Consider the following 21,745-nt stretch of genomic DNA (forward strand, 5'->3'; position numbering starts at 1 on the left):
AGTCACAAACACTTGTACAGGCAGCCGCCCAGCGCGCTGTCGAGGGCACGCTCATGCTCGATTTGTACCTGTTCCAACTGCTCAACGGCCTGGGCCTGGGGATGATCTACTTCCTCATCGCCGTGGGCCTGACGATCATTTTCGGCCTGCTCAACTTCGTCAACTTCGCCCACGGCGCGTTTTTCTTGCTGGGCGCCTACCTGTGCTACACCGCCGTGGCCGTCACCGGCAACTTCTGGCTGGCACTGCTGATTGCGCCACTGGTGGTGGCCGCGCTGGCCTGGGCGGTCGAGCGCCTGTTGATCAAACGCATCTACCACCTGCCACACACCTTCCAGATCCTCGTCACCCTCGGCATCGCGCTGATCATCCAGGAAGCGTCGGTGCTGATCTGGGGCCCGGTGGGCAAGAGCATTGCCGTGCCACCCGAACTGCGCGGGGTGCTGATACTCGGCGACTTCATCTACCCCTACTACCGCTTGTTCCTGATCGGCTTCGCAGCGCTGATCGGTATTGGCCTGTGGCTGCTGCTGGAACGCACCCGTTTCGGCGCATTGGTGCGGGCCGGTAGCGAAAGCACCGAAACCGTGTCGCTGTTGGGCACCAACATTTTCCGCCTGTTCTCCCTGACATTCGCCCTGGGCGTGGGCCTGGCGGGTGTGGCGGGTGTGCTGTTCGCGCCGCTACGGGGCGCCCAGCCCTTCGTCGGCCCAGAGATCCTCGGCATTGCCTTCGTGGTGGTGGTGATTGGCGGTATGGGGTCGTTCGGCGGGGCGCTGGTTGGCGGCCTGCTGGTGGGTGTGGTGCAAAGCATGATGACCAGTCTCTGGCCGCAAGGCGCCAGCCTGATGATCTATGGCGCCATGGCAGCAGTGATTCTGGTCCGTCCCTACGGCCTGTTCGGGAGAGCCTGAGATGAGCGAGAAAAACCCATTGCCAGTCGCCAAGGGCCGCGCCCCGGCACTGCTGTCGCTGGTAATTGCCAGCCTGGTGGCACTGCCGCTGTTGCTGCCATCGGCCACCCTGGCCACCGAGATCCTGATCTTTGCCATGGCCGCACTGGCCTGCAACCTGCTCCTCGGCTACACCGGACTGCTGTCGTTCGGCCAGGGCATCTTCTTTGGCGTGGGCGCCTATGGCGCAGCGCTGCTGATGATCCACCTGCAGTGGGGCATGTTCGCCGCGCTGCTTGGCGCAGCTGTGTTCGGCGCCCTCCTCGCGCTGCTGGTGGGCGCACTGGCGATCCGTCGCACGGGCATCTACTTCGTCATGCTGACCCTGGCCTTCAGCCAGATGGCCTACTTCCTGGCCTATACCCTCAGCGACTGGACCGGGGGTGACAACGGCCTGCTCGATGTGCCACGGCCGAATATCGAAATCGCCGGCCATGTGCTGGTCGACCTGGCCGACCCGCGGCACTTTTATGGATTTGTCGCGGTGCTGTTCCTGTTGATCTTCGCCGCAGCCCTGCGGGTGATCCGTTCGCCATTCGGCAGCACCCTGCTGGCCATCCGCGAAAACGAGACCCGCGCCGCCGCCATCGGCTACGACACCCGCCATTTCAAGATTCTGGTGTTCATGCTGTCGGGCGCCATCACCGGCATCGCCGGGGCGCTGTACGCCATGCTGCTGCACTTTGCGCCGCTGTCGAACATCGACCTGATGATGAGCGAGAACATCCTGATCATGACCATCGTCGGCGGCACCGGCTCACTGTTCGGCTCGCTGCTGGGCGCCGGCGCCATCGTGCTGCTGGGTGACGTGCTGTCGGAACTTTGGCCACGTTGGCTGATGCTGCTGGGGGTGATCCTGATTCTGGTGGTGGTGTTCATGCGTGGCGGTCTGTGGGGCGGCCTGACCGAACTGGGCAAGCGCCTGCTGGCCACCCGCAATGCCCATGACAAACCCCAGGCCAAGACCAAGGAGACCCTGTGATGAGCGACTACCTCCTGGAAACCCGCCACCTGGAGCTGGCCTACGGGCCGTTCAAGGCGGTCGCGGGCGTTGACCTCAAAGTGCGAGCCGGCACCATCCACACCGTCATTGGCCCCAACGGCGCCGGCAAGACCAGCCTGTTCCACTGCCTGACCGGCGAGCGTCAGGCCACGGCCGGCAAGATCCTGTTCAATGGCCAGGACATCATTCGCAAGCCGTCCCACGGGCGGGTGGCGCTTGGCATGGCGCGTTCGTTTCAGCTCACCAGCCTGTTCCAGAACCTTTCAGTGCGCGAGAACCTGCGCCTGGCCGCCCAAGGCCGTGATGGCCTGGGCGCGCTGAACTTCTGGCGTAGCGTCGAGCACAAGCGCAGCCACTGGAACACCGCCGACCAGGTGCTGGAGCGCCTGAAACTGAGCGCCCGTGCCGAAACCCTGGCGGGCGAGCTGTCGCACGGCCAGCAAAGGGTGCTGGAAGTGGGCATGTCGATCTGCGCCAAGCCCACCCTGCTGATGCTCGACGAACCCACTTCGGGCATGGGCATCGACGACATCCCGGTGATGACCGACCTGATCCGCGACCTTGGCCGCGACCATACCGTGCTGCTGATCGAGCACAACATGAGCATTGTCATGTCGATCAGCCAGCGCATCACGGTGATGAGTCACGGCCAGATCCTGGTCGAGGGTACCCCTGAACAGGTGCGCAACGACGAGCGCGTACGCACCGCCTACCTTGGAGAGGCCGCCTGATGCTCAACGTCGATTCGATCCATTCCTACTACGACAAGAGCCATGTGCTCGAAGGTGTCTCGCTCAAGGTCGAGGCAGGCGAACTGGTAACGCTGCTGGGGCGCAACGGTGCAGGCAAGACCACCACCTTGCGCAGCATCCTCGGCATCGTCCGCCCACGGCAGGGACAGATCAGCTTCAACGGCCAGCAATTGGTCGGCCGCGAAATTTTCGATATCGCCCGGCTCGGCATTGCTCTGGTGCCGGAACACCGCGGCATTTTCCGCCAGCTCAGCGTGGAGGAGAACCTGAAGATTGCCGTACGCAAGGCCAGTCGCTGGCAGCTGGAGGACGTGTACAGCATGTTCCCGCGCCTGAAGGAGCGTCGCCGCAACGGTGGCTTTGCCCTGTCCGGTGGTGAGCAACAGATGCTCGCTATCGCCCGCGCCCTGCTCAACGGCCCCAAGCTGCTGATCCTCGACGAGCCCACCGAAGGCCTGGCCCCGGTGATTGTCGATGAACTGGTGAAGATCCTGCGACGGATCAAGGACGAAGGGCTGTCGATCCTGCTGGTAGAGCAGAACCTGATGGTCTGCGATGCCCTTGCTGATCGCCACTATGTGCTGGAGCAGGGCCGCGTCGCTTACCAGGGCAGTGCGGCACAGTTCCGCGAGGACCCGAGCATCAAGAACCGTTACCTGGCCCTTAGCGCCTGACCCGACCGTGCTTACCTGTACCGGCCCTTTCGCGGGTAAACCCGCGCCTGCAAAGGTGTCACCACCCTCAGCCCTGCGAGGCCTTTGTAGGAGCGGGTTCACCCGCGAATAGGCCAGTACAAGCAACCCAGTAATTTCAGGAGAGATGAACCATGAACACCCGCATCGATCCCTCGCAGCACCTGCTCGGCCAAGGCCCGTTGGTCAACCGCGAACGCCTTTGGCAATCATTGATGGACCTGGCCCAACTCGGCGCCACTGCCAAGGGCGGCGTATGCCGCCTGGCCCTGACCGACCTCGACCGCCAGGCTCGCGACCTGTTCGTCCACTGGTGCGAAGAGGCCGGCTGCACGGTCAGCGTCGACGCCATCGGCAATATCTTCGCACGCCGCCCCGGGCGCAACCCTGCCCTGCCGCCGATCATGACCGGCAGCCACATCGACACCCAACCCACCGGCGGCAAGTTCGATGGCTGCTACGGCGTCATGGCCGGCCTCGAAGTGATGCGTACGCTCAACGACCTGCACCTGACCACCGAGGCCTCGCTGGAAGTGGTGGTATGGACCAACGAAGAAGGTTCGCGCTTCCCGCCCTGCATGATGGGCTCGGGCGTGTTTGCCGGTAAGTTCGGCCTGCAGGAAACCCTGGACAAGGTAGACGACCAAGGCCTGTCGGTTGGCGCGGAACTACAGCGCATCGGTTACGCCGGCGCGCGCCTGCCTACCGGGCATGCCGTGGGCGCCTACTTCGAAGCACATATCGAACAAGGCCCGGTGCTGGAAGACCAACGCACCACCATCGGCGTGGTCCAGGGCTGCCTGGGGCAGAAATGGTTCGACCTGGTACTGACCGGTGTCGAGGCGCATGCTGGCCCCACGCCCATGCACCTGCGCAAGGACGCATTGGTCGGCGCTGCCGAGGTGGTGGCTGCGGTCAACCGCGTCGCTCACGCGCACCAGCCACATGCCTGTGGCACGGTCGGCTGCCTGACCTTGCACCCAGGCTCTCGCAACGTTATCCCCGGCCAGGTGCACATGACCATCGACCTGCGCCACCTCGACCCTGGGCACCTCGACGCCATGGTCAGCGAAGTGCGCGCAGCCATCGAAACCAGCACGGTGAAACATGGCCTGAGCTATCAGCTGACCCCGACAGCCGACTTCCCGCCGCTGTACTTCGCCGAGCAGTGCGTGGATGCCGTGCGCCAAGGGGCGCGCGCGCTGGGCCTGAGCCACATGGATATCGTCAGCGGCGCCGGTCACGATGCGATCTTCCTCGCTGAACTGGGCCCGGCCGGGATGATCTTCGTGCCATGCGAAGGTGGCATCAGCCACAACGAAATCGAAAATGCCGCGCCCCAGGACCTGGCCGATGGCTGCGACGTCCTGTTGCGCGCCATGTTCCAGGCCGCCAACCCGGGAGCCCGTTAAGATGACCCAGAAAACCGCGATTGGCGAACTCACCGCCGCCGAACTGCTTGAACTGTACCAGCGCCGCCAGCTGTCACCCGTCGAGGTGGTCGACGATGTGCTGGCGCGCATCGACCTGCATAACCCGGCGGTCAACGCCTACTGCCATGTGGATGACGAGGGTGCCCGCGCCGCCGCCCGCGCCAGCGAACAACGCTGGCAGCGCGGCCAGCCCTGTGGCCGACTGGATGGCGTACCCGCCTCGATCAAGGACCTGACCCTGACCCGCGGCATGCCTACCCGCAAGGGCTCGCGTACGACCTCGGGTACCGGGCCATGGGAGGTCGATGCGCCCGTCTCTGCGTTCATGCGTGAAGCCGGTGCAGTGCTGGTGGGCAAGACCACCACGCCAGAGTTTGGCTGGAAAGGCGTGACCGACAACCCGCTGTACGGCATTACCCGCAACCCGTGGGATACCAGGCTGACTGCTGGGGGGTCGTCTGGCGGTGCAGCAGCAGCAGCCGCGCTAAATCTGGGGGTGCTGCATCAGGGCAGCGATGCCGGTGGTTCGATTCGCATCCCCTGCGCATTTACCGGCACCTTCGGCATCAAACCGACCTTCGGCTATGTGCCGCAATGGCCGGCCAGCGCCATGACCGTGCTGTCGCACCTGGGGCCGATGACGCGTACCGTGGACGACTCGGTGCTGATGCTCGACTGCGTAGCGCGCCCCGATGCCCGCGACGGTTTGGCCGGCGCACCCCGGCAGGCGCCGTGGCTCAGCCAGCAGCAAGATCTGAGCGGCCTACGCATCGCCTACAGTGCCAATTTCGGTTACGTGCAGGTCGACCCACAGATCCAGGCACTGGTGGCGCAAGCGGTGCAGCGCCTGGCGCGGCTGGGTGCGCAGGTAGAGGAAGTGGACCCGGGCTTCAGCGACCCGCTGGAAACCTTCAATACCCTGTGGTTTGCCGGTGCGGCGCGGTTGGCCAGTGCCTTGAGCGATGAGCAGAAAGCGTTGCTTGACCCGGGGCTGCGCTGGATTGCCGAACAAGGTGCACAGATCAGCCTTGGCGAATACACCCAGGCGCTTGAGGCACGGGCAGAATTGATTGCGAAGATGAATGCATTTCATCAGCGATATGACGTGCTGGTATCGCCGATGCTGCCGTTGGTGGCGTTCGAAGCCGGACACAACGTGCCGCCTGGGTCGGGGATGGCGCAATGGATGGAGTGGACGCCGTTCAGCTATCCGTTCAACCTGACCCAACAGCCGGCAGCCTCGGTGCCCTGCGGGTTTACCCGCGAAGGGTTGCCGGTGGGCCTGCAGGTGGTGGCCGGGCGCTTTGCTGATGAGCAAGTGCTGCGGGTGTGCAAGGTGTATGAGCAGCATTATCCGAGCCGGCACCTGCAAGCACCGATTACTGGCTGAAATCTGTATTGGCTTCTGCGGCCCTTTCGCGGGTGAACCCGCTCCTACACGCACCGATTACTGGCTGAAATCTGTGTTGGCTTCTACGGCCCTTTCGCGGGTGAACCCGCTCGTGCAGGAGCGGGTTTACCCGCGAAGAGGTCCTCAGCCCAAACGCCCTTCTGGCGCATACGGCGCCGGGTCGATAATCGGCTCGGCCCCTGTCAGCAAATCGGTAAACAGCTGGCACGAAGCCGGCGCCAGCACCAGCCCATTGCGATAATGCCCGCAGTTCAGCCACAACCCTTCATGCCCCGGCACAGGCCCAATGTAAGGGATGCCTTCTGGCGACCCCGGCCGCAGTCCCGCCCAGTGCGCCACCACTGTGGCGCCTTCAAGCTCAGGCAACAACTCCACTGCCGATGCCTTCAGGCTTTCCAGAGCATCCCCGGTCGGGGTCTTGTCATACCCGGCATGCTCCAGCGTGCTCCCCACCAGAATGTGCCCGTCACGTCGCGGGATTGCATAGCGCCCCTTGGCCAGCACCATGCTCGGCAAGAAGTCTTCTGCGCACTTGAACAGGATCATCTGGCCCTTCACGGGCTCCACCGGCAGTTCAAGGCCAAGGGTACGCAACAGGTCGCCACTCCAGGCGCCTGCGCTGAGCACAACCTCATCCGCCGCCAGTACGCCATCAGCCGTCTGTACACCAGCCACGCGCCCCTTTTCCTGCACGAAGCCGGTGATCTGGCAGTGTTCGCGCAAGCTCACGTTCGGCAGCGCCAGCAACGCCGCCTTCAGCGACTTGACCAAGCGCGGGTTGCGCACATTGGCCACGCCAGCCATGTAGATGGCGTGCTTGAAGCCCGGGCCCAGCACCGGCACCGCATCGTAGGCCGCGGAAATATCCACGGCACTCAGCGGCCGCTGCTCGCGCGCGGCCCAGGCCAATGCTTCGGCCTCGTCGTCCAGGTCGAGCCAGTACAGCCCGGTGGTGTGAACTTCGGGGTCGACCCCGGTGCTGGCGAACAGACGCTCGCCCAGCTGTGGATAAAAGTCCTGCGACCAGTGCGCCAGAGCGGTCACGGCGGGGCTGTAACGCCACGGGTACAACGGCGAGACAATGCCTCCGCCAGCCCAGGACGACTCTCGGCCAACCTCGCCCTGATCGCACACCACCACCTGGCCGACCTTGGCTGCCAGGTTGAATGCCGTCAGCAGGCCGATCACCCCGCCACCAACCACCACTACTTGCTTGCTCATCTGTCGATCCAACACCTGAAGTAAAACCGCGATGCACCGGGCATCATTGAACCTTCAACTTCCCCAACAGTGCGGGCCGTGCTCAACGGCGCCCGGATTGTGCTGCACGCCAGCCTGGTCGAGCTGGAAATCGCCACAGCCATCCTGCGCCATCAGCCCATGCGGTAGCCGCCGGGCGCGCAGCGTGAAGGTGTCACTGTCGCGCTGGGCCTGCAGGCTGTAGTAGCGGGTACCTTCGGGCAAGACCAGGTCGCCCTCGGCGTATTGGCCAGTGCGCACGCGGTGGCGCTCAAGGCGCAGGGCGGCATCATGCAGCAGGCCAACCACTTCGCTGCGCGCGGCTCGCCGAAGCTGGTCGCTGTAACTGGGGTAGGCAATGGCTGCCAGAATGCCGGTCACGGCCAGCACAATCAACAACTCGATCAGGCTCAAGCCTTGCTGCATGTCAGTCTCCTCGCAATCTTTGCCGCCAGGTGATGCGTTGGGTTTGATTGCCGGCCACGGCGTAGACCGCTTCCAGCACATGCCGTGAGCGGCTTTGCTTGCTGACGGCGGTAATCCGGAACAGGCTAACCGGCTGCCCTTCGGGCATGTGCGCGGCACGTGTGCTGACACCCAGGTTCTGCAGCTGGAAAAAGCCGGTCTGGGTACCTTGCCACTGCCCAACCAGATCGTGCGGCCTGGGCGGTGGCAGGCACGCGATACAAACGTCAGGGGGCGCCCGTTCAAGTTCGCGTACCCCAGCCAGCAAAGTGGCCTCAGCCTCTTCCAGCGCCATCAGGCCATCGCTCAGGTAGCCGGTCATCCGCGTTTCCACCAGCGCGTCGCGCAGGGCAGATGTGGCAAGCAGGCCCAGCAGGACGCTCAGGACCAAGGCCAGTAGAAGAACCACGCCACGCTGGTGAGTCATGAAGCGGGGACCGGGTTGCGGATTGCGACGCTCAACTCATGGCGCTGCTGAACCTTGAGCGTGGGTTCGTAAAGCGTCAGGCTGATATCCACCCGTTCCCCCCCCACCATCTGCACACGCTCTACACGCATCGCCTGCACATTATCAACCAACGGTTGAAATTTGCTGTTTCCGCGTTTGAACCTCAGCTTATCGCCCTGGAACTGGTAGACATACCTGCTGACCGGGTACACCAGTGGGTCCCCAGCCTTGCGCGCTGCATCGACAGACGCTTTGGTCAGGCAATCGGTGTGCAGAAACCAGTCAGGTCGGCCAGCTTGCCCAGGCAACTCCGCCACGATCAGGCTGAGGGTGGACGCTTCGATCACCAAGGGGCGAGCGAAGACCTGCTGTAATGCCGGGTCATCGAAATCGGAAGGTCTCAGGCGCAAACAGCCAAACATGCCGGCCATGCGAATATCCTGGGCCATGCGCAGCAACGCCTGCCGCGCCTCATCCTGCATGCGCAGCGCAGTACTTTGCAGGCGCCAGGCCTGGTGAGCCGATGCAAAGAGCTGACTGGCGGCCGCCAACAACATCAACCCGATCGTCAGCGCCAACATCAGCTCAACCAAACCCAAACCACGTTGGCCGCGCCTCATCGACGCCCCCGTTCATGCTCGCTGTGCGCCGCCATTGCCGCCTGCCCATTGCGACGCGCACTGTCCACAGCCTGCAAGGCCTGCAGTTGCAGCCCCGCTGCGGCGAACATACCCACGGCCACGACCACAACCGCCAACAGCACTTCCAGAAGCGTCATGCCCCCTTGCCTTTCGTGCATCCCTGCACCTCCTGCGACTTTTCCCGTCATTGCTTTCAACTTGGGCGACTGGACCTCTTGTCCAGCCGCCAGGAAGCTATAGCCAAGCACGTCCAGGGAGGAATGCACGGTGAAGCAACGCGGCGTAACACTGATACAAATTTTGTCGGCCTTGGCCGTGGCGGTCTTGCTGACCCAACTGGGCATGCCGGCCTACGCCAGAATGAGCGATGACCTACACCGGGCGGCGGCTGCCCGTGATCTGGCGCAGGCGCTGCGCAGTGCACGCAGCCATGCCATGCTGCAAGGCCAGCCGGTGCTGGTGCTGGCGCTGGACGGTAATTGGGGGAATGGTTGGCGGGTAGTGCTGGAGCATAACCGGCAGGTGCTGCGCGAACAGCGCCTTTCAAAGCCGCTGAAAATAACCAGCAACCGCGGTGAGCAGTTCAAATTCAGTGCGCTGGGCGTGCCAATGATGTCGGGCAACGGCTGGTTGGGCGCAACACTGGAAATATGCGAACGCGCCGCTGCTCGCAGCCGAAATCAGGTGGCGCTGGCATCAAGCGGCAGAGTCAGGTTGCTTACGGAGGACCAGAGCAATGACCGCTGCTAGCGCGGTCATTGCAGGAGCGGTCTTGTGTCGCGAAGGGGCTGCAAAGCAGCCCCTGCATTGGCGGTGGTGCTGCCCGTCAGATCAGCGAGCGAACCCGCAGCTCTTTGGGCATTGAAAAGGTGATGTTCTCTTCGCGCCCGTCCAGCTCTTCAGCGCCAGTGGCGCCCCAGGCCTTGAGCTGTTCGATCACGCCACGCACCAGCACTTCGGGCGCAGAAGCACCGGCGGTGATGCCGATCCGCGCGGCCTGGTCAAACCAGCCGCGTTGCAGGTCCTCGGCACCGTCGATCAGGTAGGCCGGGGTGCCCATGCGCTCAGCCAACTCGCGCAAACGGTTGGAGTTGGAACTGTTCGGGCTGCCCACCACCAGCACCACGTCGCTCTCGCCGGCCAGTTGCTTGACGGCATCCTGGCGGTTCTGGGTGGCGTAGCAGATGTCGTCCTTGCGCGGGCCACCGATGTTCGGGAAACGCGCACGCAGAGCATCAATGACGCGGCTGGTGTCGTCCATCGACAGTGTTGTCTGGGTGACGAAAGCCAGGTGGTCCGGGTCGCGCACCTGCAGGTTGGCCACATCTTCCTCGTCTTCGACAAGGTAGATGGCGCCGCCGTTGCTGGCATCGTACTGGCCCATGGTGCCTTCGACTTCCGGGTGCCCTTCGTGGCCGATGAGAATGCACTCACGGCCATCGCGGCTGTACTTGGCCACTTCGATGTGAACCTTGGTCACCAGCGGGCAGGTGGCATCGAACACTTTCAAGCCACGGCCAGCAGCTTCCTGGCGCACAGCCTGGGAAACACCGTGGGCACTGAAGATGACGATGACATCGTCCGGCACCTGGTCCAATTCTTCGACAAAGATGGCGCCGCGGTTACGCAAGTCTTCCACCACGAACTTGTTGTGCACCACTTCGTGACGCACATAGATCGGCGGGCCGAAGACTTCCAGCGCGCGGTTGACGATCTCGATCGCCCGGTCGACCCCGGCGCAGAAGCCGCGAGGGTTGGCGAGTTTGATTTGCATGCTCGGCTCCAGGCTTACAGGGCCTTCACCTCGAGGATCTCCACCTCGAAGGTCAGGGTCTTGCCAGCCAGTGGGTGATTGAAGTCGATGGTGACCTGGTCGTCATCGAACGCTTTGACCACACCCGGCAGCTCGGTGTTGGCGGCGTCGTTGAAGATGATCAGCAGCCCTTCGGACAACTCCATGCCTTCGAAGTTGGACCTCGGCATGACCTGCACGTTCTGCGGGTTAGGCTGTCCGAAGGCGTTCTCCGGGGCCACTGCCACGGTGCGCTTGTCACCAGCCTTGAAGCCGAACAGGGCGTTTTCAAAGCCCGGCAGCAGGTTGCCATCACCCACTTTGAAGGTGGCCGGGGCTTTATCGAACGTGCTGTCGACGGTATCGCCATTTTCCAGGTGCAGCGCGAAGTGCAGGGTGACTTCGGTGTTCTGGCCGATACGGGTGTCAGTCATGGACCGGATCCTCAGACTTCTTGCTCTTGAACATATCCAGCGCCAGCATCACCGCACCAACGGTGATGGCGCTGTCGGCCACGTTGAAGGCCGGGAAGTAATGGCGGTTCTGCCAGTGCACCAGGATGAAGTCGACCACATGGCCCAGCACGATGCGGTCGTACAGGTTGCCAATCGCCCCACCCAGCACCAGCGCCAGCGCCACGGCCAGCCAGGTCTCGTTGCGCCCCAGGCGCTTGAGCCACACCACCAGCACCGCGCTGACCACCACGGCGATCAGGGCGAACAACCAGCGCTGCCAACCCGCACCGTCAGCCAGGAAGCTGAACGCAGCACCGGTGTTGTAGGCCAGGGTCCAGCTGAAGTAGTCAGGAATGACCACGATCTGCTGGTACATGGTCAGGGTGTTGTTGAAGTACAGCTTGGTGGCCTGGTCGACGACCAGGACCAGCAAGCTCAGCCACAGCCATGCAAGGCGCCCGAAGCGCCCCGCTGCAGGGTTAGGCATAGTGGCGTACCTCACCCGAGCCGGTCAGGTTGTCGACGCAACGGCCGCAGATTTCCGGGTGTTCCGGATGGCTGCCAACGTCGGCGCGGAAGTGCCAGCAACGGCCGCACTTGGTGTGGCCGGACTTGACCACTTTCAGCTTGAGGCCTTCGACCTCAGTGGCTACGGCTTCGGCCGGCGCCTGTGCGAATGGCACCACGCTGGCGGCCGAGGTGATCAGCACGAAGCGCAGCTCGTCGCCGAGCTTGCCCAGGTCGGCACTCAGGCCTTCGTCGGCGTACAGGGTAACTTCAGCCTGCAGGTTGCCACCAATGACCTTGGCGGTACGCTGGTTTTCCAGCTCTTTGTTCACCGATGCCTTCACCGCCATCACGCGGTCCCAGTAAGCGCGGCCCAGCTCGGTGCCTTCCGGCAGCTCGCTCAGGCCTTCGTACCAGCCGTTGAGCATCACCGACTCGTTGCGCTCGCCCGGCAGGTACTGCCAGATTTCGTCGGCGGTGAATGCCAGGATCGGCGCGATCCAGCGCACCAGCGCTTCGCTGATGTGGTACAGCGCAGTCTGGCAGGAACGGCGGGCGACACTGTTGGCGCCGGTGGTGTACTGGCGGTCCTTGATGATGTCGAGGTAGAAGCCGCCCAGCTCCTGTACGCAGAAGTTGTGCACTTTGGAGTAGACGTTCCAGAAACGGTACTCACTGTAGTGCTCTTCCAGCTCGCGTTGCAGCAGCAGGGTACGGTCCACGGCCCAGCGGTCCAGCGCCAGCATGTCTTCCGGGGCCAGCAGGTCGCGGGCCGGGTCGAAGCCGGACAGGTTGGACAGCAGGAAGCGTGCGGTATTGCGGATACGCCGGTAGGCGTCGGCACTGCGCTGCAGGATCTGCTCGGAAACGGCCATTTCACCGGAATAGTCGGTGGCCGAAACCCACAGGCGCAGGATATCGGCACCCAGGGTGTTGTTGACCTTCTCCGGTTCGATGGTGTTGCCCAGCGACTTGGACATCTTGCGGCCGTTTTCATCCACGGTGAAGCCGTGGGTCAGCAGCTCGCGATATGGCGCATGGTTATCGATGGCACAACCGGTCAGCAAGGAAGAGTGGAACCAGCCGCGGTGCTGGTCCGAACCTTCCAGGTACAGGTCGGCGCGCGGGCCGGTAGTGTGGCCAATGTCGTGCGAGCCACGCAGCACATGCCAGTGGGTGGTGCCCGAGTCGAACCACACGTCGAGGGTGTCGGCGATCTTGTCGTACTGGTCGGCTTCAGCACCCAGCAGTTCAGCGGCGTCCAGCTTGAACCAGGCCTCGATGCCTTGCTGCTCGACACGCTTGGCCACTTCCTCCATCAGCTCGACAGTGCGTGGATGCAGCTCGCCGGTCTGCTTGTGCAGGAAGAACGGGATCGGCACACCCCAGTTGCGCTGACGCGAGATGCACCAGTCCGGGCGGTTGGCGATCATCGCGTGCAGGCGCGCCTGGCCCCAGGCCGGAACGAACTTGGTGTCTTCGATGGCTTTAAGCGCACGCTCACGCAGCGGCTCGCCGGTGGTCGGCTGCTTGTCCATGCCCACGAACCACTGCGCGGTGGCACGGTAGATCAGCGGGGTCTTGTGGCGCCAGCAGTGCATGTAGCTGTGGCTGATGGTTTCGGTGTGCATCAGCGCACCGACTTCGCTCAGCTTCTCGACGATGGCCGGGTTGGCCTTCCAGATGAACTGGCCGCCGAAGAAGGGCAGCGAATCGACATACACGCCGTTGCTCTGCACCGGGGTGAGGATGTCGTCATTGACCATGCCGTAGCGCTTGCAGGTGACGAAGTCGTCTTCACCGTAGGCTGGCGAGGAATGCACCACGCCGGTACCGGCGCCCAGCTCGACGTAGTCGGCCAGGTAGATTGGCGACAGGCGATCGTAGAACGGATGGCGGAAGTTGATCAGTTCCAGCGCCGAACCTTGGGCGGTGGCCAGGACCGAGCCTTCCAGGTTGTAGCGTTTCAGGCACGACTCGACCAGCTCTTCAGCCAGCACCAGCAGGCGCTCGCCGGTGTCGACCAGGGCGTACGTGAACTCCGGGTGGATATTCAGGGCCTGGTTGGCCGGGATGGTCCACGGGGTGGTGGTCCAGATCACGATGGCGGCCGGCTTGGCCAGCGAGGCCAGGCCGAAGGCGGCGGCGAGCTTGGCGTCATCGGCAACCGGGAAGGCCACGTCGATGGTCTGCGACTTCTTATCGGCGTACTCGACTTCCGCTTCAGCCAGCGCCGAACCGCAGTCAAAGCACCAGTTCACCGGCTTCAGGCCCTTGAACACGAAGCCTTGCTTGACCATTTCGGCCAAGGCGCGGATTTCACCGGCCTCGTTGGCGAAGTTCATGGTCTTGTATGGGTTGTCCCAGTCACCCAGTACGCCCAGGCGGATGAACTCGGTCTTCTGCCCTTCGATCTGGTCGGCAGCGTACTCGCGGCACAGCTCGCGGGTACGATCAGCGGAAAGGTGCTTGCCGTGGGTAACCTCGACCTTGTGCTCGATCGGCAGGCCGTGGCAGTCCCAGCCTGGCACGTACGGCGCATCGAAGCCGGCCAGGGTCTTGGAACGGACGATCATGTCCTTGAGGATCTTGTTCAACGCATGACCGATATGAATCTTGCCGTTGGCATAGGGCGGGCCGTCGTGCAGGACGAACTTGGGACGATCCTTGCCAATTTCGCGCAGCTTCTGGTACAGGCCAATGCTGTCCCAGCGCTGCAGGATCTGCGGTTCGCGCTGAGGCAGGCCGGCCTTCATGGGGAAGGCGGTGTCCGGAAGGTTAAGCGTGGCTTTGTAGTCGGTCATTTCAGGCTCTTCGTTAGCGGTTGAGCGTGCCAATGTGCACGTGCGGCGGCGATATCCGCATCGATCGCCGACTTCAGCGCCTCCAGGGAGGCGAATCGCTGCTCTTCACGCAGCTTGTGGTGGAACTCCACCGTCAGGCGCCGGCCGTAAAGATCGCCGGCAAAGTCCAGAAGATGAATCTCCAGGTGCGGGCGCCCATCACCGGCAACGGTGGGGCGCACGCCGATATTGCCGACACCCGGCCAAGCTTTGCCGTCGATCACGATGCTGGCCAGGTATACCCCGGACAGCGGCACGCGGCGGCGCTTGAGCTGGATGTTGGCGGTTGGTGTGCCGAGCTGGCGGGCCAGCTTCTGGCCGTGCAGCACGCGGCCTGTAATGCGGTACGGGCGGCCCAGCAGGTGTTCGGCCAGCTCGAAGTCGCCCTCGGACAAGGCCTTGCGCACTTCGGTGCTGCTGACCCGCAGGCCATCCTGGATGACCGTGTTGGCGGCCTCGACGGTAAAGCCGTACGCGTTGCCGGCCTCGACCAGGAAAGCGAAGTCGCCAGCGCGATCGCAGCCGAAGCGGAAGTCATCGCCCACTTCGAGATGACGCACGCCCAGACCGTCGACCAGAATGGCCTTGACGAAGGCATCGGCGCTGAGCTTGCTCAGACGCTGGTTGAACGCCAGGCACAGCACCCGGTCGATGCCTTCGGTCGCCAGCAGCTCGATCTTGTCGCGCAGCCGAGCCAGGCGTGCCGGCGCGGTATCGGGTGCGAAGTACTCGCGTGGTTGCGGTTCGAAGATCACCACGCAGGTCGGCAGGCCCAAGGCCTGACCGCGCTCGCGCAGGCGCGCCAGGATTGCCTGGTGGCCGCGGTGAACCCCGTCGAAGTTGCCAATGGTGGCGACACAGCCCCGGTGCTCGGGGCGCAGGTTGTGAATACCTCGAACCAGCTGCATAACGCGCTTCTTGCTCATAAAGTGGCCGATTATAACCACACCCGGGCGCTGGTGACAGGCAGCAGCGCCCAAGGGCGGCGTGGAATGCGAAAAACCGACGCCTGACCCGCCCAAAGCCTCAGTGCAAGGCCTTGCGAGCGAAATGCCGGGGCCGGAAGCCGCACAGGTACAGGCAGCCAAAATACGTCACGACACCCGCCAGGATCAGCGCCCCAAGCCGCAGGAAGCGCTCAAGCATGATGCCCTGCTCCCAGGCCGGCATATAATGCATGCCCGCCAGCAGTACTGCCGACATCAGTGCCACCGCCAACACAAGCTTGAGCAGGAACACTGCCCAGCCTGGCTGAGGCTCGAACAGCTGCTGACTGCGCAGCTTCCAGAACAGCAAACCGGCATTCAGGCAGGCACCGAGGCTGATCGCCAATGCCAGGCCGGCATGTGCAAGCGGGCCGACCAGGGCAAGGTTGAACAGCTGGGTGCAGACCAGGGTAAAGACTGCGATCTTCACCGGCGTGCGGATATTCTGCTGCGCGTAGAAGCCAGGTGCCAGTACCTTGATCAGAATGATCGCCAGCAAGCCCACGGAATAGGCGATCAGCGCTCGCTGGGTCATTGCCGCATCAAACGCGCTGAACTTGCCATATTGAAACAAAGCAACGGTCAGCGGTTCGGCAAGAATGGCCAAAGCCAGTGTGCAGGGCAGCACCAGCAAGAAGCACAGGCGCAGGCCCCAGTCGAGAATCCGCGAGTACTCCTCGCGATCCTTGTTGGCGTAGGTCTTGGCCAGGGTGGGCAGCAGGATGGTGCCCAGGGCCACGCCCAGCACGCCCGAAGGCAGCTCCATGAGGCGGTCGGCGTAGTACATCCACGACACCGAGCCGGCCACCAGGAAGGAGGCAAAGATGGTGTTGATGATCAGCGAGATCTGGCTCACCGACACCCCCAGGATCGCCGGCAGCATCTGCTTCAGTACCCGCCACACACCTGCGTCCTTGAGATTCAGACGCGGCAGCACGAGCATGCCGATCTTCTTCAGCGCTGGCAGCTGGTACAGCAACTGCGCCAGGCCACCCGCCAGCACGCCCCAGGCCAACGCCATGATTGGCGGGTTGAAGTACGGCGTCAGCAACACGGCGAAGGCGATCATCGCCACGTTCAGCAGGGTGGGCGTAAAGGCCGGCACCGAAAAGCGGTTCCAGGTATTGAGGATCGCGCCGGCCAGGGAAGACAGCGAGATCAGGAATATATAAGGAAACGTCACCCGCAACAGGTCGGTGGTCAGCTCGTATTTTTCGGTGCTGTCGACAAAACCCGGGGCAGTCGCCCACACCACCCACGGTGCAGCGAGGATGCCGATGGCGGTCACCAGGGCCAGCACCAGGGTCAGAAGGCCGCTGACATAGGCAATGAAGGTTCGCGTCGCCTCCTCGCCCTGCTGGGTCTTGTACTCGGCCAGAATCGGCACGAAGGCCTGGGAGAATGCACCTTCGGCGAAGATGCGCCGCAACAGGTTGGGCAGTTTGAACGCGATGAAGAAGGCGTCGGTAGCGACACCAGCACCGAAGATACGGGCCAGGATGGTGTCGCGAACAAAGCCCAGCACCCGCGAAATCATGGTGATCGAGCTTACTGCAGCCAGGGATTTGAGCAGGTTCATCGAAAAGATTCACGCCAATGACAGAGGACGCTGCCAGACAGCGTCCGAATGTGCGATACTCCCGCGCCTTCGCAGGGGAGCCAAAAATTCCCGAGTGTACAGGTCGCGCAGCAGAAAGGAATCTTTCCTACCTGTTGGCGCACCGCTCGGCGGAACCTTGCAGGTGGCCTTGACATCCGCTCGACTGATCGGCATGATTCGCGGCCTATTTTGTTTGCTATTTACCTAAAGTCTTTCGAGGAGCTCGACGGTGGCCAACACACCTTCCGCCAAGAAACGTGCAAAACAGGCTGAGAAGCGTCGCAGCCACAACGCCAGCCTGCGTTCCATGGTTCGCACCTACATCAAGAATGTAGTCAAAGCCATCGACGCAAAAGACGCCGAAAAAGCGCAAGCCGCTTACGTTCTGGCTGTACCTGTAATCGACCGCATGGCCGACAAGGGTATCATCCACAAGAACAAGGCTGCTCGTCACAAAGGCCGTCTGAATGGCCACATCAAGGCGCTGAAAGAAGCTGCAGCTGCCTAAGCGACGTGCAAGTCGAAAAGCCGACCCTAGGGTCGGCTTTTTGTTGCCTGCGATTTATGCTTGCAGGCACAGCTCCATGTGGGACTCGATCTCTGTGGGAGCGGCCTTGTGTCGCGAAAGGGCCGCGGAGCAGCCCCGGCAATCTCAGCTTCTGCGCTGAAACCGAGGGGCCGCTACGCGCCCCTTTCGCGACGCAAGGCCGCTCCCACAAAAAAGCGGGGCCGCGCTTGGCGGCCCTACTTTTAAATCACTTGGCAATCTGAATCTTCGGTGCCCACTGCAGCCATTCATCCTCGGCCTTGTCGAACAAGGCAAAGGTCTGCCGCGGCCGTGCCGGGTTACCCATCTGCTCGCCATCTGGCGTTGCGAAGGCGATACCGCCATCGATCAGGGTTTCCACCGACTCGGTATGCACTGTAGCCCCCTTGAACAGCCCCCAGTCGAAACCGAAACCACTGCTGTTCCAGAAGCGGCTACCGCTGCGCACCAAGGCGGCATAGCGCGGCTCGATGAGGATATGAATCAGCACGCGGTCAGCGCTCTGGCCCAGCTCGAAGCCTGTCACCTTGCCCACCTTGACCTCACGATAAGTAACCGGCACACCCGGCTTGATCGAGCCGCGGCGTGGCGCACTGAGCGTCAATGGTAGGCCAACCTCTGGCCCTGCTACCTGCGGGGCGTCGGCCAAAGCGATGAAGTCGCGCTGTGGCCCACGGTTCTTCGCTGCAGGCTGCACTTCCAGGTACTGCCCACCAATCAAGGTGTCGAGGTTTTCAGTGCGCACCAGGCCCAGGGCCGGCTTGACCACCCAGAACTGCGTACCGGCACGGGCAATACGATCCGCCGCTTCGGTAATCCGCGCCCGCAGCAGCACCGCCTGCAGGTCATCGGTGAGGTCGACGCTCTCGATACTGCCCACATCCAGGCCGCGGAAGCGGATGGCCGTGCCCGGCTTCAGGCCATCGGCACGCTCTACACGGATGGTGATCAACGTACCCGCACGGTTTACCGCTTCCTGGCTGTCATGCAGGCGGAAGCGTGGAATGTGTCGCTTCAGCGGTACATCGGGCCGTGGCGTATCGAACGCAATACCGCCGGCCATCAGTGTTTGCAGCGACTCACTCTTGATCTTGATGCCCGACAGGCCGCCGGTCAGGGTGATCCCACTGACATTCCAGAAGCGCGACGAACCATTGACCAGCGTCTCGTACTCCTTCTCGATATGCACACCGATCAGGATGCGGCTGCTGTTACGGGCGAACTGATAGCTCTGCACGCTACCCACCTTCACCTGGCGATACATCACCGGGCTGCCGATTTCCAGCGAACCCAAGGTGTCGGCGAACAACACCATGTGCAGGCCCGGCGCCTTGAGGTCGAGCGGCGGCGCCTTGGCACGCGCCTCGAACTCACGCTCTGGCCGTGCGCCCTTCTCACCTGGACGAATGGCGATGTAGTTACCTTTGACCAGCGCTTCCAGGCCAGTGATTCCCGCCAGGGAAATCGACGGCTTGACCACCCAGAACTGCGTCCCCTCTACCAGGTAGTCCTCGGCCAGCGGGTCGAGTGTCAGCTCAGCCGAAGCGCTGGCCAGGTTGTCTTCCATCTTCAGGGCTTTCAGCGAGCCCACCTGGATGCCTTTGTACATGACGGGCGTGCGACCCGCCTGCAGCCCCTCATAATCGTTCAGCTTCACTTTTACCCGGATACCCGCCTGGGCGGCATCGAAGTCCTCGTACAGGCGGAACGGCAGGCTCGGATCGGTGGGTGGGCTGTCCTTGCGGTACTCCGGCGTGGCGAAGGCGATACCACCCGCCACAATGCTCGACAACGACTCACTGCGCACTTTCACACCCGAAAGTGAAGCATCGATGCTGACACCGCTGGCGTTCCAGAAACGCGTGTGCTTACGCACCAGGCTGGCGTAGGCCGGCTCGATGAAGACTTTCACCTCTACGGTGCTCTGGTCCTCGGACAGGCGGTAGCTTTTCACCCGGCCAACCTGAATCTGCTTGTAGAACACCGGGCTGTCCCGGTTGAGCGAGCCCAGCCTGTCGGCCTTGAGGGTCAGGTGCAGGCCTGGTTCCGAGTCCGAGAGCGGTGGCGCCACCTCCAATGCAATGAAGCGCTTGGTACGCTCCCCCTCCCCCGGACTAACGGCGATGTAGTTACCCGACACCAGTGTTTCAAGGCCAGATATACCGGCCAGACTGACACTCGGCTTCACCAGCCAGAAACGCGTGCCTTTGTTCAGATGGGGCTCGGCGGCTTTGTTCATCTCGATGGTGGCGATCACCCCCTGCGTGTCGCCCTTGGCGTCGAGCACCAGGCTTTTCACCTTGCCAACTGGCATCCCCTTGTAGATGACCTCGGTCTTGTTGGCGACGATACCCTCTCCCGACTCGAAGCGGACTTCAATTTCCACGCCAGCGTCGCGGTAGGCCTGCCACGCGAGCCAGCCACCGATCATCAGTGCAATCAAAGGCAGGATCCAGATGGCCGACCAGTTCGAGGCTGGGCGGGTTTTAGCCGTTGGCAGGTCACTCATGGTCGTCATCCGACTCCGTGTTATCCCAAATCAGTCGGGGATCGAAAGTTAAAGCGGCAAGCATTGTCAGGATCACCACAGTTGCGAAGGCGACAGCGCCCAGGTTGGCTTCGACACTGGCTACTCGGCCAAAATTCACCACTGCCACCAGGATGGCAATGACGAAGATGTCCAGCATGGACCAGCGCCCAATGAATTCGATGAAGCGGTACATCAATATCCGCTGTCGGGCTGAAAGCGGTTGCCGCCGCTGAACGGAGTACAACAGCAGGCCGATGCCCACCAGCTTGAAGGTGGGGACCAGGATACTGGCAATGAACACCACAGCCGCAATGGGCACCATGCCGTGCTTGAGCAGGGTGATGACACCGGACATGATGGTGTCCGGACTGCCCTGACCGAGGGTACTCACGGTCATGATCGGCAGTATGTTGGCCGGGATGTAAAGGATCGACGCCGCAATCAGCAACGCCCATGTTCGCACGATACTGTTCGGCCGGCGTGCATGCACAATAGCGCCGCAGCGTGTGCAGGTTTGCGAAGTACTGCCGTCCTCTCGCCTGTTCAGTTCGTGACACTCATTGCAGACAAGAATGCCTGCGTCAATCGCCCGCATGCAGGTCCTCCCCTGATAACGCACTCCAGATCTGGTGGGGCGACATCACCACCTCGAGCCACACCTGGATCAATAACAGACTGATGAAACAGAACAGCCCCAGGCCCACGGTGAGTTCGGCCAGATCCACCAGTTTGACGATGGCCACCAGCACCCCCATGAAATAGACCTCGAGCATGCCCCAGTCACGCAGGTGGTGATAGATGCGGTAGAAGACCAGGCCGTAGTCACGCCCGAAGTTCAGGCGGATGCTCAACAGGACGGCCAGTTGGCAGAGCAGTTTCGCCAGTGGAATGACCATGCTGCAGAGCAACACCACCACGGCAACACCGCGCATTCCCGAGTTGTACAAGCCGAGCACGCCACTCCAGACGGTATCGTCCGAAGTCTGACCAAGCAGATGCAACTGCATGATCGGCAGAAAATTGGCCGGCACGAACAGCAAAAGGGCTGCCAGTACCAGGGCCAGGCTGCGATTGACCACATTGTGCCGGTGGGCATAGAGCTCGTAGCCGCAGCGCGGGCATTGGGCCTTCTCATCGTGCTGCAGCACTGGCTTGCGCAGCAGCAGGTCGCATTCATGGCAGGCGACAAGCTCGTCCAACGGCAGCTGGGCCAGGGTTTCAGGTTCGACAGAATTGGACATAGGGCGCTTCTGAATAGGTGCGTGGGGGCTATTCTAGTGTTCTGGCTCGAATTATGGGAGGCGACGTTGGCCTGGAGGGTATGCGCCCCTGCCTGGCGTTGCACCCTTCCCTGTAGGAACGGGTTTACCCGCGAACACCGGCAACGCCGGCGCCATCTACGAAGCTGCCTGCTCCCGGGATTCGAGCAGGGCCAGATTTTTTGGCCC

Annotated in this window: 22 protein-coding genes; 8 read left to right on the top strand and 14 right to left on the bottom strand. The window is 62.7% G+C overall.

The annotated features are described in order from the left end of the window. Positions 1–53 precede the first annotated feature (53 nt). The 6 genes from ACF8RA_RS12820 to ACF8RA_RS12845 all read left to right on the top strand — a co-directional run bounded on the left by ACF8RA_RS12820 (position 54) and on the right by ACF8RA_RS12845 (position 6,223). Entirely contained in the window at positions 54–914 is an 861-nt protein-coding gene (locus tag ACF8RA_RS12820) for a branched-chain amino acid ABC transporter permease (protein ID WP_176685542.1), read from the top strand. Between the two features lies 1 nt (position 915). Continuing rightward, positions 916–1,935, top strand: coding sequence for a branched-chain amino acid ABC transporter permease (locus ACF8RA_RS12825; protein WP_176685541.1), 1,020 nt, complete (start codon positions 916–918; stop codon positions 1,933–1,935). Continuing rightward, positions 1,935–2,687, top strand: coding sequence for an ABC transporter ATP-binding protein (locus ACF8RA_RS12830; protein WP_176685540.1), 753 nt, complete (start codon positions 1,935–1,937; stop codon positions 2,685–2,687). Before ACF8RA_RS12825 ends, ACF8RA_RS12830 begins: the two co-directional genes overlap by 1 nt. Next, complete coding sequence (locus tag ACF8RA_RS12835) at positions 2,687–3,382, top strand: ABC transporter ATP-binding protein (RefSeq protein ID WP_012051120.1); 696 nt, start codon at positions 2,687–2,689, stop codon at positions 3,380–3,382. The genes ACF8RA_RS12830 and ACF8RA_RS12835 overlap by 1 nt, the downstream gene beginning before the upstream one ends. Positions 3,383–3,534: 152 nt before the next feature. Continuing rightward, the gene (locus tag ACF8RA_RS12840) at positions 3,535–4,812 is read left to right on the top strand and encodes a Zn-dependent hydrolase (protein ID WP_392461573.1); all 1,278 of its coding nucleotides are present in this window, start codon (positions 3,535–3,537) and stop codon (positions 4,810–4,812) included. A gap of 1 nt (position 4,813) precedes the next feature. Further along, complete coding sequence (locus ACF8RA_RS12845; protein ID WP_339444552.1) at positions 4,814–6,223, top strand: amidase; 1,410 nt, start codon at positions 4,814–4,816, stop codon at positions 6,221–6,223. Between the two features lie 144 nt (positions 6,224–6,367). On the opposite strand, the gene thiO is transcribed toward ACF8RA_RS12845, so the two are convergent. From thiO to ACF8RA_RS12870, 5 genes are read right to left on the bottom strand one after another with little or no spacing between them, the layout of a single operon-like run. Continuing rightward, entirely contained in the window at positions 6,368–7,465 is a 1,098-nt protein-coding gene (gene thiO / locus ACF8RA_RS12850) for a glycine oxidase ThiO (protein WP_176685744.1), read from the bottom strand. 54 nt (positions 7,466–7,519) lie between these two features. Beyond that, positions 7,520–7,909, bottom strand: coding sequence for a type IV pilin protein (locus ACF8RA_RS12855; protein WP_176685743.1), 390 nt, complete (start codon positions 7,907–7,909; stop codon positions 7,520–7,522). Between the two features lies 1 nt (position 7,910). Then, the gene (locus ACF8RA_RS12860; RefSeq protein ID WP_176685742.1) at positions 7,911–8,375 is read right to left on the bottom strand and encodes a hypothetical protein; all 465 of its coding nucleotides are present in this window, start codon (positions 8,373–8,375) and stop codon (positions 7,911–7,913) included. Continuing rightward, positions 8,372–9,016, bottom strand: a complete 645-nt coding sequence (locus ACF8RA_RS12865; RefSeq protein WP_176685741.1) for a PilW family protein — start codon at positions 9,014–9,016, stop codon at positions 8,372–8,374. The genes ACF8RA_RS12860 and ACF8RA_RS12865 overlap by 4 nt, the downstream gene beginning before the upstream one ends. Beyond that, positions 9,013–9,195, bottom strand: coding sequence for a prepilin-type N-terminal cleavage/methylation domain-containing protein (locus tag ACF8RA_RS12870; protein ID WP_014589583.1), 183 nt, complete (start codon positions 9,193–9,195; stop codon positions 9,013–9,015). Before ACF8RA_RS12870 ends, ACF8RA_RS12865 begins: the two co-directional genes overlap by 4 nt. A gap of 109 nt (positions 9,196–9,304) precedes the next feature. Here ACF8RA_RS12870 and ACF8RA_RS12875 point away from each other — a divergent pair, with 109 nt between their 5' ends. After that, positions 9,305–9,787 carry a GspH/FimT family pseudopilin gene (locus ACF8RA_RS12875; RefSeq protein WP_392519220.1) on the top strand — a complete coding sequence of 161 codons (483 nt, stop codon included), beginning with the start codon at positions 9,305–9,307 and terminating at the stop codon, positions 9,785–9,787. 76 nt (positions 9,788–9,863) lie between these two features. On the opposite strand, the gene ispH is transcribed toward ACF8RA_RS12875, so the two are convergent. The 6 genes from ispH to murJ form a co-directional block, all read right to left on the bottom strand. Beyond that, positions 9,864–10,811 (bottom strand): 4-hydroxy-3-methylbut-2-enyl diphosphate reductase, encoded by a 948-nt coding sequence (gene ispH / locus ACF8RA_RS12880; protein ID WP_010951872.1) that lies wholly within the window; start codon positions 10,809–10,811, stop codon positions 9,864–9,866. A gap of 14 nt (positions 10,812–10,825) precedes the next feature. Further along, the gene (gene fkpB / locus ACF8RA_RS12885) at positions 10,826–11,263 is read right to left on the bottom strand and encodes an FKBP-type peptidyl-prolyl cis-trans isomerase (protein WP_010951871.1); all 438 of its coding nucleotides are present in this window, start codon (positions 11,261–11,263) and stop codon (positions 10,826–10,828) included. After that, positions 11,256–11,771: a signal peptidase II gene (gene lspA, locus ACF8RA_RS12890; protein ID WP_176685739.1), complete on the bottom strand. Its 516-nt coding sequence runs from the start codon at positions 11,769–11,771 to the stop codon at positions 11,256–11,258. The genes fkpB and lspA overlap by 8 nt, the downstream gene beginning before the upstream one ends. Next, positions 11,764–14,595: an isoleucine--tRNA ligase gene (ileS, locus tag ACF8RA_RS12895; RefSeq protein WP_176685738.1), complete on the bottom strand. Its 2,832-nt coding sequence runs from the start codon at positions 14,593–14,595 to the stop codon at positions 11,764–11,766. Before ileS ends, lspA begins: the two co-directional genes overlap by 8 nt. After that, the gene (gene ribF / locus ACF8RA_RS12900; RefSeq protein ID WP_392519221.1) at positions 14,592–15,542 is read right to left on the bottom strand and encodes a bifunctional riboflavin kinase/FAD synthetase; all 951 of its coding nucleotides are present in this window, start codon (positions 15,540–15,542) and stop codon (positions 14,592–14,594) included. The genes ileS and ribF overlap by 4 nt, the downstream gene beginning before the upstream one ends. Before the next feature lie 118 nt (positions 15,543–15,660). Further along, positions 15,661–17,199, bottom strand: coding sequence for a murein biosynthesis integral membrane protein MurJ (gene murJ / locus ACF8RA_RS12905; RefSeq protein WP_129933645.1), 1,539 nt, complete (start codon positions 17,197–17,199; stop codon positions 15,661–15,663). 250 nt (positions 17,200–17,449) lie between these two features. On the opposite strand from murJ, the gene rpsT reads away from it, so the two are divergent. Then, positions 17,450–17,728: a 30S ribosomal protein S20 gene (rpsT, locus tag ACF8RA_RS12910; RefSeq protein WP_003247625.1), complete on the top strand. Its 279-nt coding sequence runs from the start codon at positions 17,450–17,452 to the stop codon at positions 17,726–17,728. Between the two features lie 247 nt (positions 17,729–17,975). Here the strand turns inward: rpsT and ACF8RA_RS12915 are convergent, their stop codons facing one another. Genes ACF8RA_RS12915 through ACF8RA_RS12925 form a run of 3 tightly spaced genes read right to left on the bottom strand, consistent with a single transcriptional unit; the run spans position 17,976 to position 21,538 of the window. Continuing rightward, positions 17,976–20,276, bottom strand: coding sequence for an MlaD family protein (locus tag ACF8RA_RS12915; protein ID WP_392461582.1), 2,301 nt, complete (start codon positions 20,274–20,276; stop codon positions 17,976–17,978). Then, positions 20,269–20,892: a paraquat-inducible protein A gene (locus ACF8RA_RS12920; RefSeq protein ID WP_392519222.1), complete on the bottom strand. Its 624-nt coding sequence runs from the start codon at positions 20,890–20,892 to the stop codon at positions 20,269–20,271. Before ACF8RA_RS12920 ends, ACF8RA_RS12915 begins: the two co-directional genes overlap by 8 nt. Continuing rightward, a complete protein-coding gene (locus ACF8RA_RS12925) occupies positions 20,879–21,538 on the bottom strand; it encodes a paraquat-inducible protein A (RefSeq protein ID WP_209968147.1) in 660 nt (219 codons plus the stop codon). Before ACF8RA_RS12925 ends, ACF8RA_RS12920 begins: the two co-directional genes overlap by 14 nt. Positions 21,539–21,745 lie beyond the last annotated feature (207 nt).

Origin of the sequence: Pseudomonas sp. FYR_5 (genome assembly GCF_043106315.1) — a bacterium.
Classification (GTDB): domain Bacteria; phylum Pseudomonadota; class Gammaproteobacteria; order Pseudomonadales; family Pseudomonadaceae; genus Aquipseudomonas; species Aquipseudomonas putida_Y.

What these genes read in the sequence shown, in the direction of transcription:
- ACF8RA_RS12820 (WP_176685542.1), top strand. Translation starts at nt 54, where the DNA reads ATGCTCGATTTGTACCTGTTCCAACTGCTCAACGGCCTGGGCCTGGGG.
- ACF8RA_RS12825 (WP_176685541.1), top strand. Translation starts at nt 916, where the DNA reads ATGAGCGAGAAAAACCCATTGCCAGTCGCCAAGGGCCGCGCCCCGGCA.
- ACF8RA_RS12830 (WP_176685540.1), top strand. Translation starts at nt 1,935, where the DNA reads ATGAGCGACTACCTCCTGGAAACCCGCCACCTGGAGCTGGCCTACGGG.
- ACF8RA_RS12835 (WP_012051120.1), top strand. Translation starts at nt 2,687, where the DNA reads ATGCTCAACGTCGATTCGATCCATTCCTACTACGACAAGAGCCATGTG.
- ACF8RA_RS12840 (WP_392461573.1), top strand. Translation starts at nt 3,535, where the DNA reads ATGAACACCCGCATCGATCCCTCGCAGCACCTGCTCGGCCAAGGCCCG.
- ACF8RA_RS12845 (WP_339444552.1), top strand. Translation starts at nt 4,814, where the DNA reads ATGACCCAGAAAACCGCGATTGGCGAACTCACCGCCGCCGAACTGCTT.
- thiO (WP_176685744.1), bottom strand. Translation starts at nt 7,465, where the DNA reads ATGAGCAAGCAAGTAGTGGTGGTTGGTGGCGGGGTGATCGGCCTGCTG.
- ACF8RA_RS12855 (WP_176685743.1), bottom strand. Translation starts at nt 7,909, where the DNA reads ATGCAGCAAGGCTTGAGCCTGATCGAGTTGTTGATTGTGCTGGCCGTG.
- ACF8RA_RS12860 (WP_176685742.1), bottom strand. Translation starts at nt 8,375, where the DNA reads ATGACTCACCAGCGTGGCGTGGTTCTTCTACTGGCCTTGGTCCTGAGC.
- ACF8RA_RS12865 (WP_176685741.1), bottom strand. Translation starts at nt 9,016, where the DNA reads ATGAGGCGCGGCCAACGTGGTTTGGGTTTGGTTGAGCTGATGTTGGCG.
- ACF8RA_RS12870 (WP_014589583.1), bottom strand. Translation starts at nt 9,195, where the DNA reads ATGCACGAAAGGCAAGGGGGCATGACGCTTCTGGAAGTGCTGTTGGCG.
- ispH (WP_010951872.1), bottom strand. Translation starts at nt 10,811, where the DNA reads ATGCAAATCAAACTCGCCAACCCTCGCGGCTTCTGCGCCGGGGTCGAC.
- fkpB (WP_010951871.1), bottom strand. Translation starts at nt 11,263, where the DNA reads ATGACTGACACCCGTATCGGCCAGAACACCGAAGTCACCCTGCACTTC.
- lspA (WP_176685739.1), bottom strand. Translation starts at nt 11,771, where the DNA reads ATGCCTAACCCTGCAGCGGGGCGCTTCGGGCGCCTTGCATGGCTGTGG.
- ileS (WP_176685738.1), bottom strand. Translation starts at nt 14,595, where the DNA reads ATGACCGACTACAAAGCCACGCTTAACCTTCCGGACACCGCCTTCCCC.
- ribF (WP_392519221.1), bottom strand. Translation starts at nt 15,542, where the DNA reads ATGCAGCTGGTTCGAGGTATTCACAACCTGCGCCCCGAGCACCGGGGC.
- murJ (WP_129933645.1), bottom strand. Translation starts at nt 17,199, where the DNA reads ATGAACCTGCTCAAATCCCTGGCTGCAGTAAGCTCGATCACCATGATT.
- ACF8RA_RS12915 (WP_392461582.1), bottom strand. Translation starts at nt 20,276, where the DNA reads ATGAGTGACCTGCCAACGGCTAAAACCCGCCCAGCCTCGAACTGGTCG.
- ACF8RA_RS12920 (WP_392519222.1), bottom strand. Translation starts at nt 20,892, where the DNA reads ATGCGGGCGATTGACGCAGGCATTCTTGTCTGCAATGAGTGTCACGAA.
- ACF8RA_RS12925 (WP_209968147.1), bottom strand. Translation starts at nt 21,538, where the DNA reads ATGTCCAATTCTGTCGAACCTGAAACCCTGGCCCAGCTGCCGTTGGAC.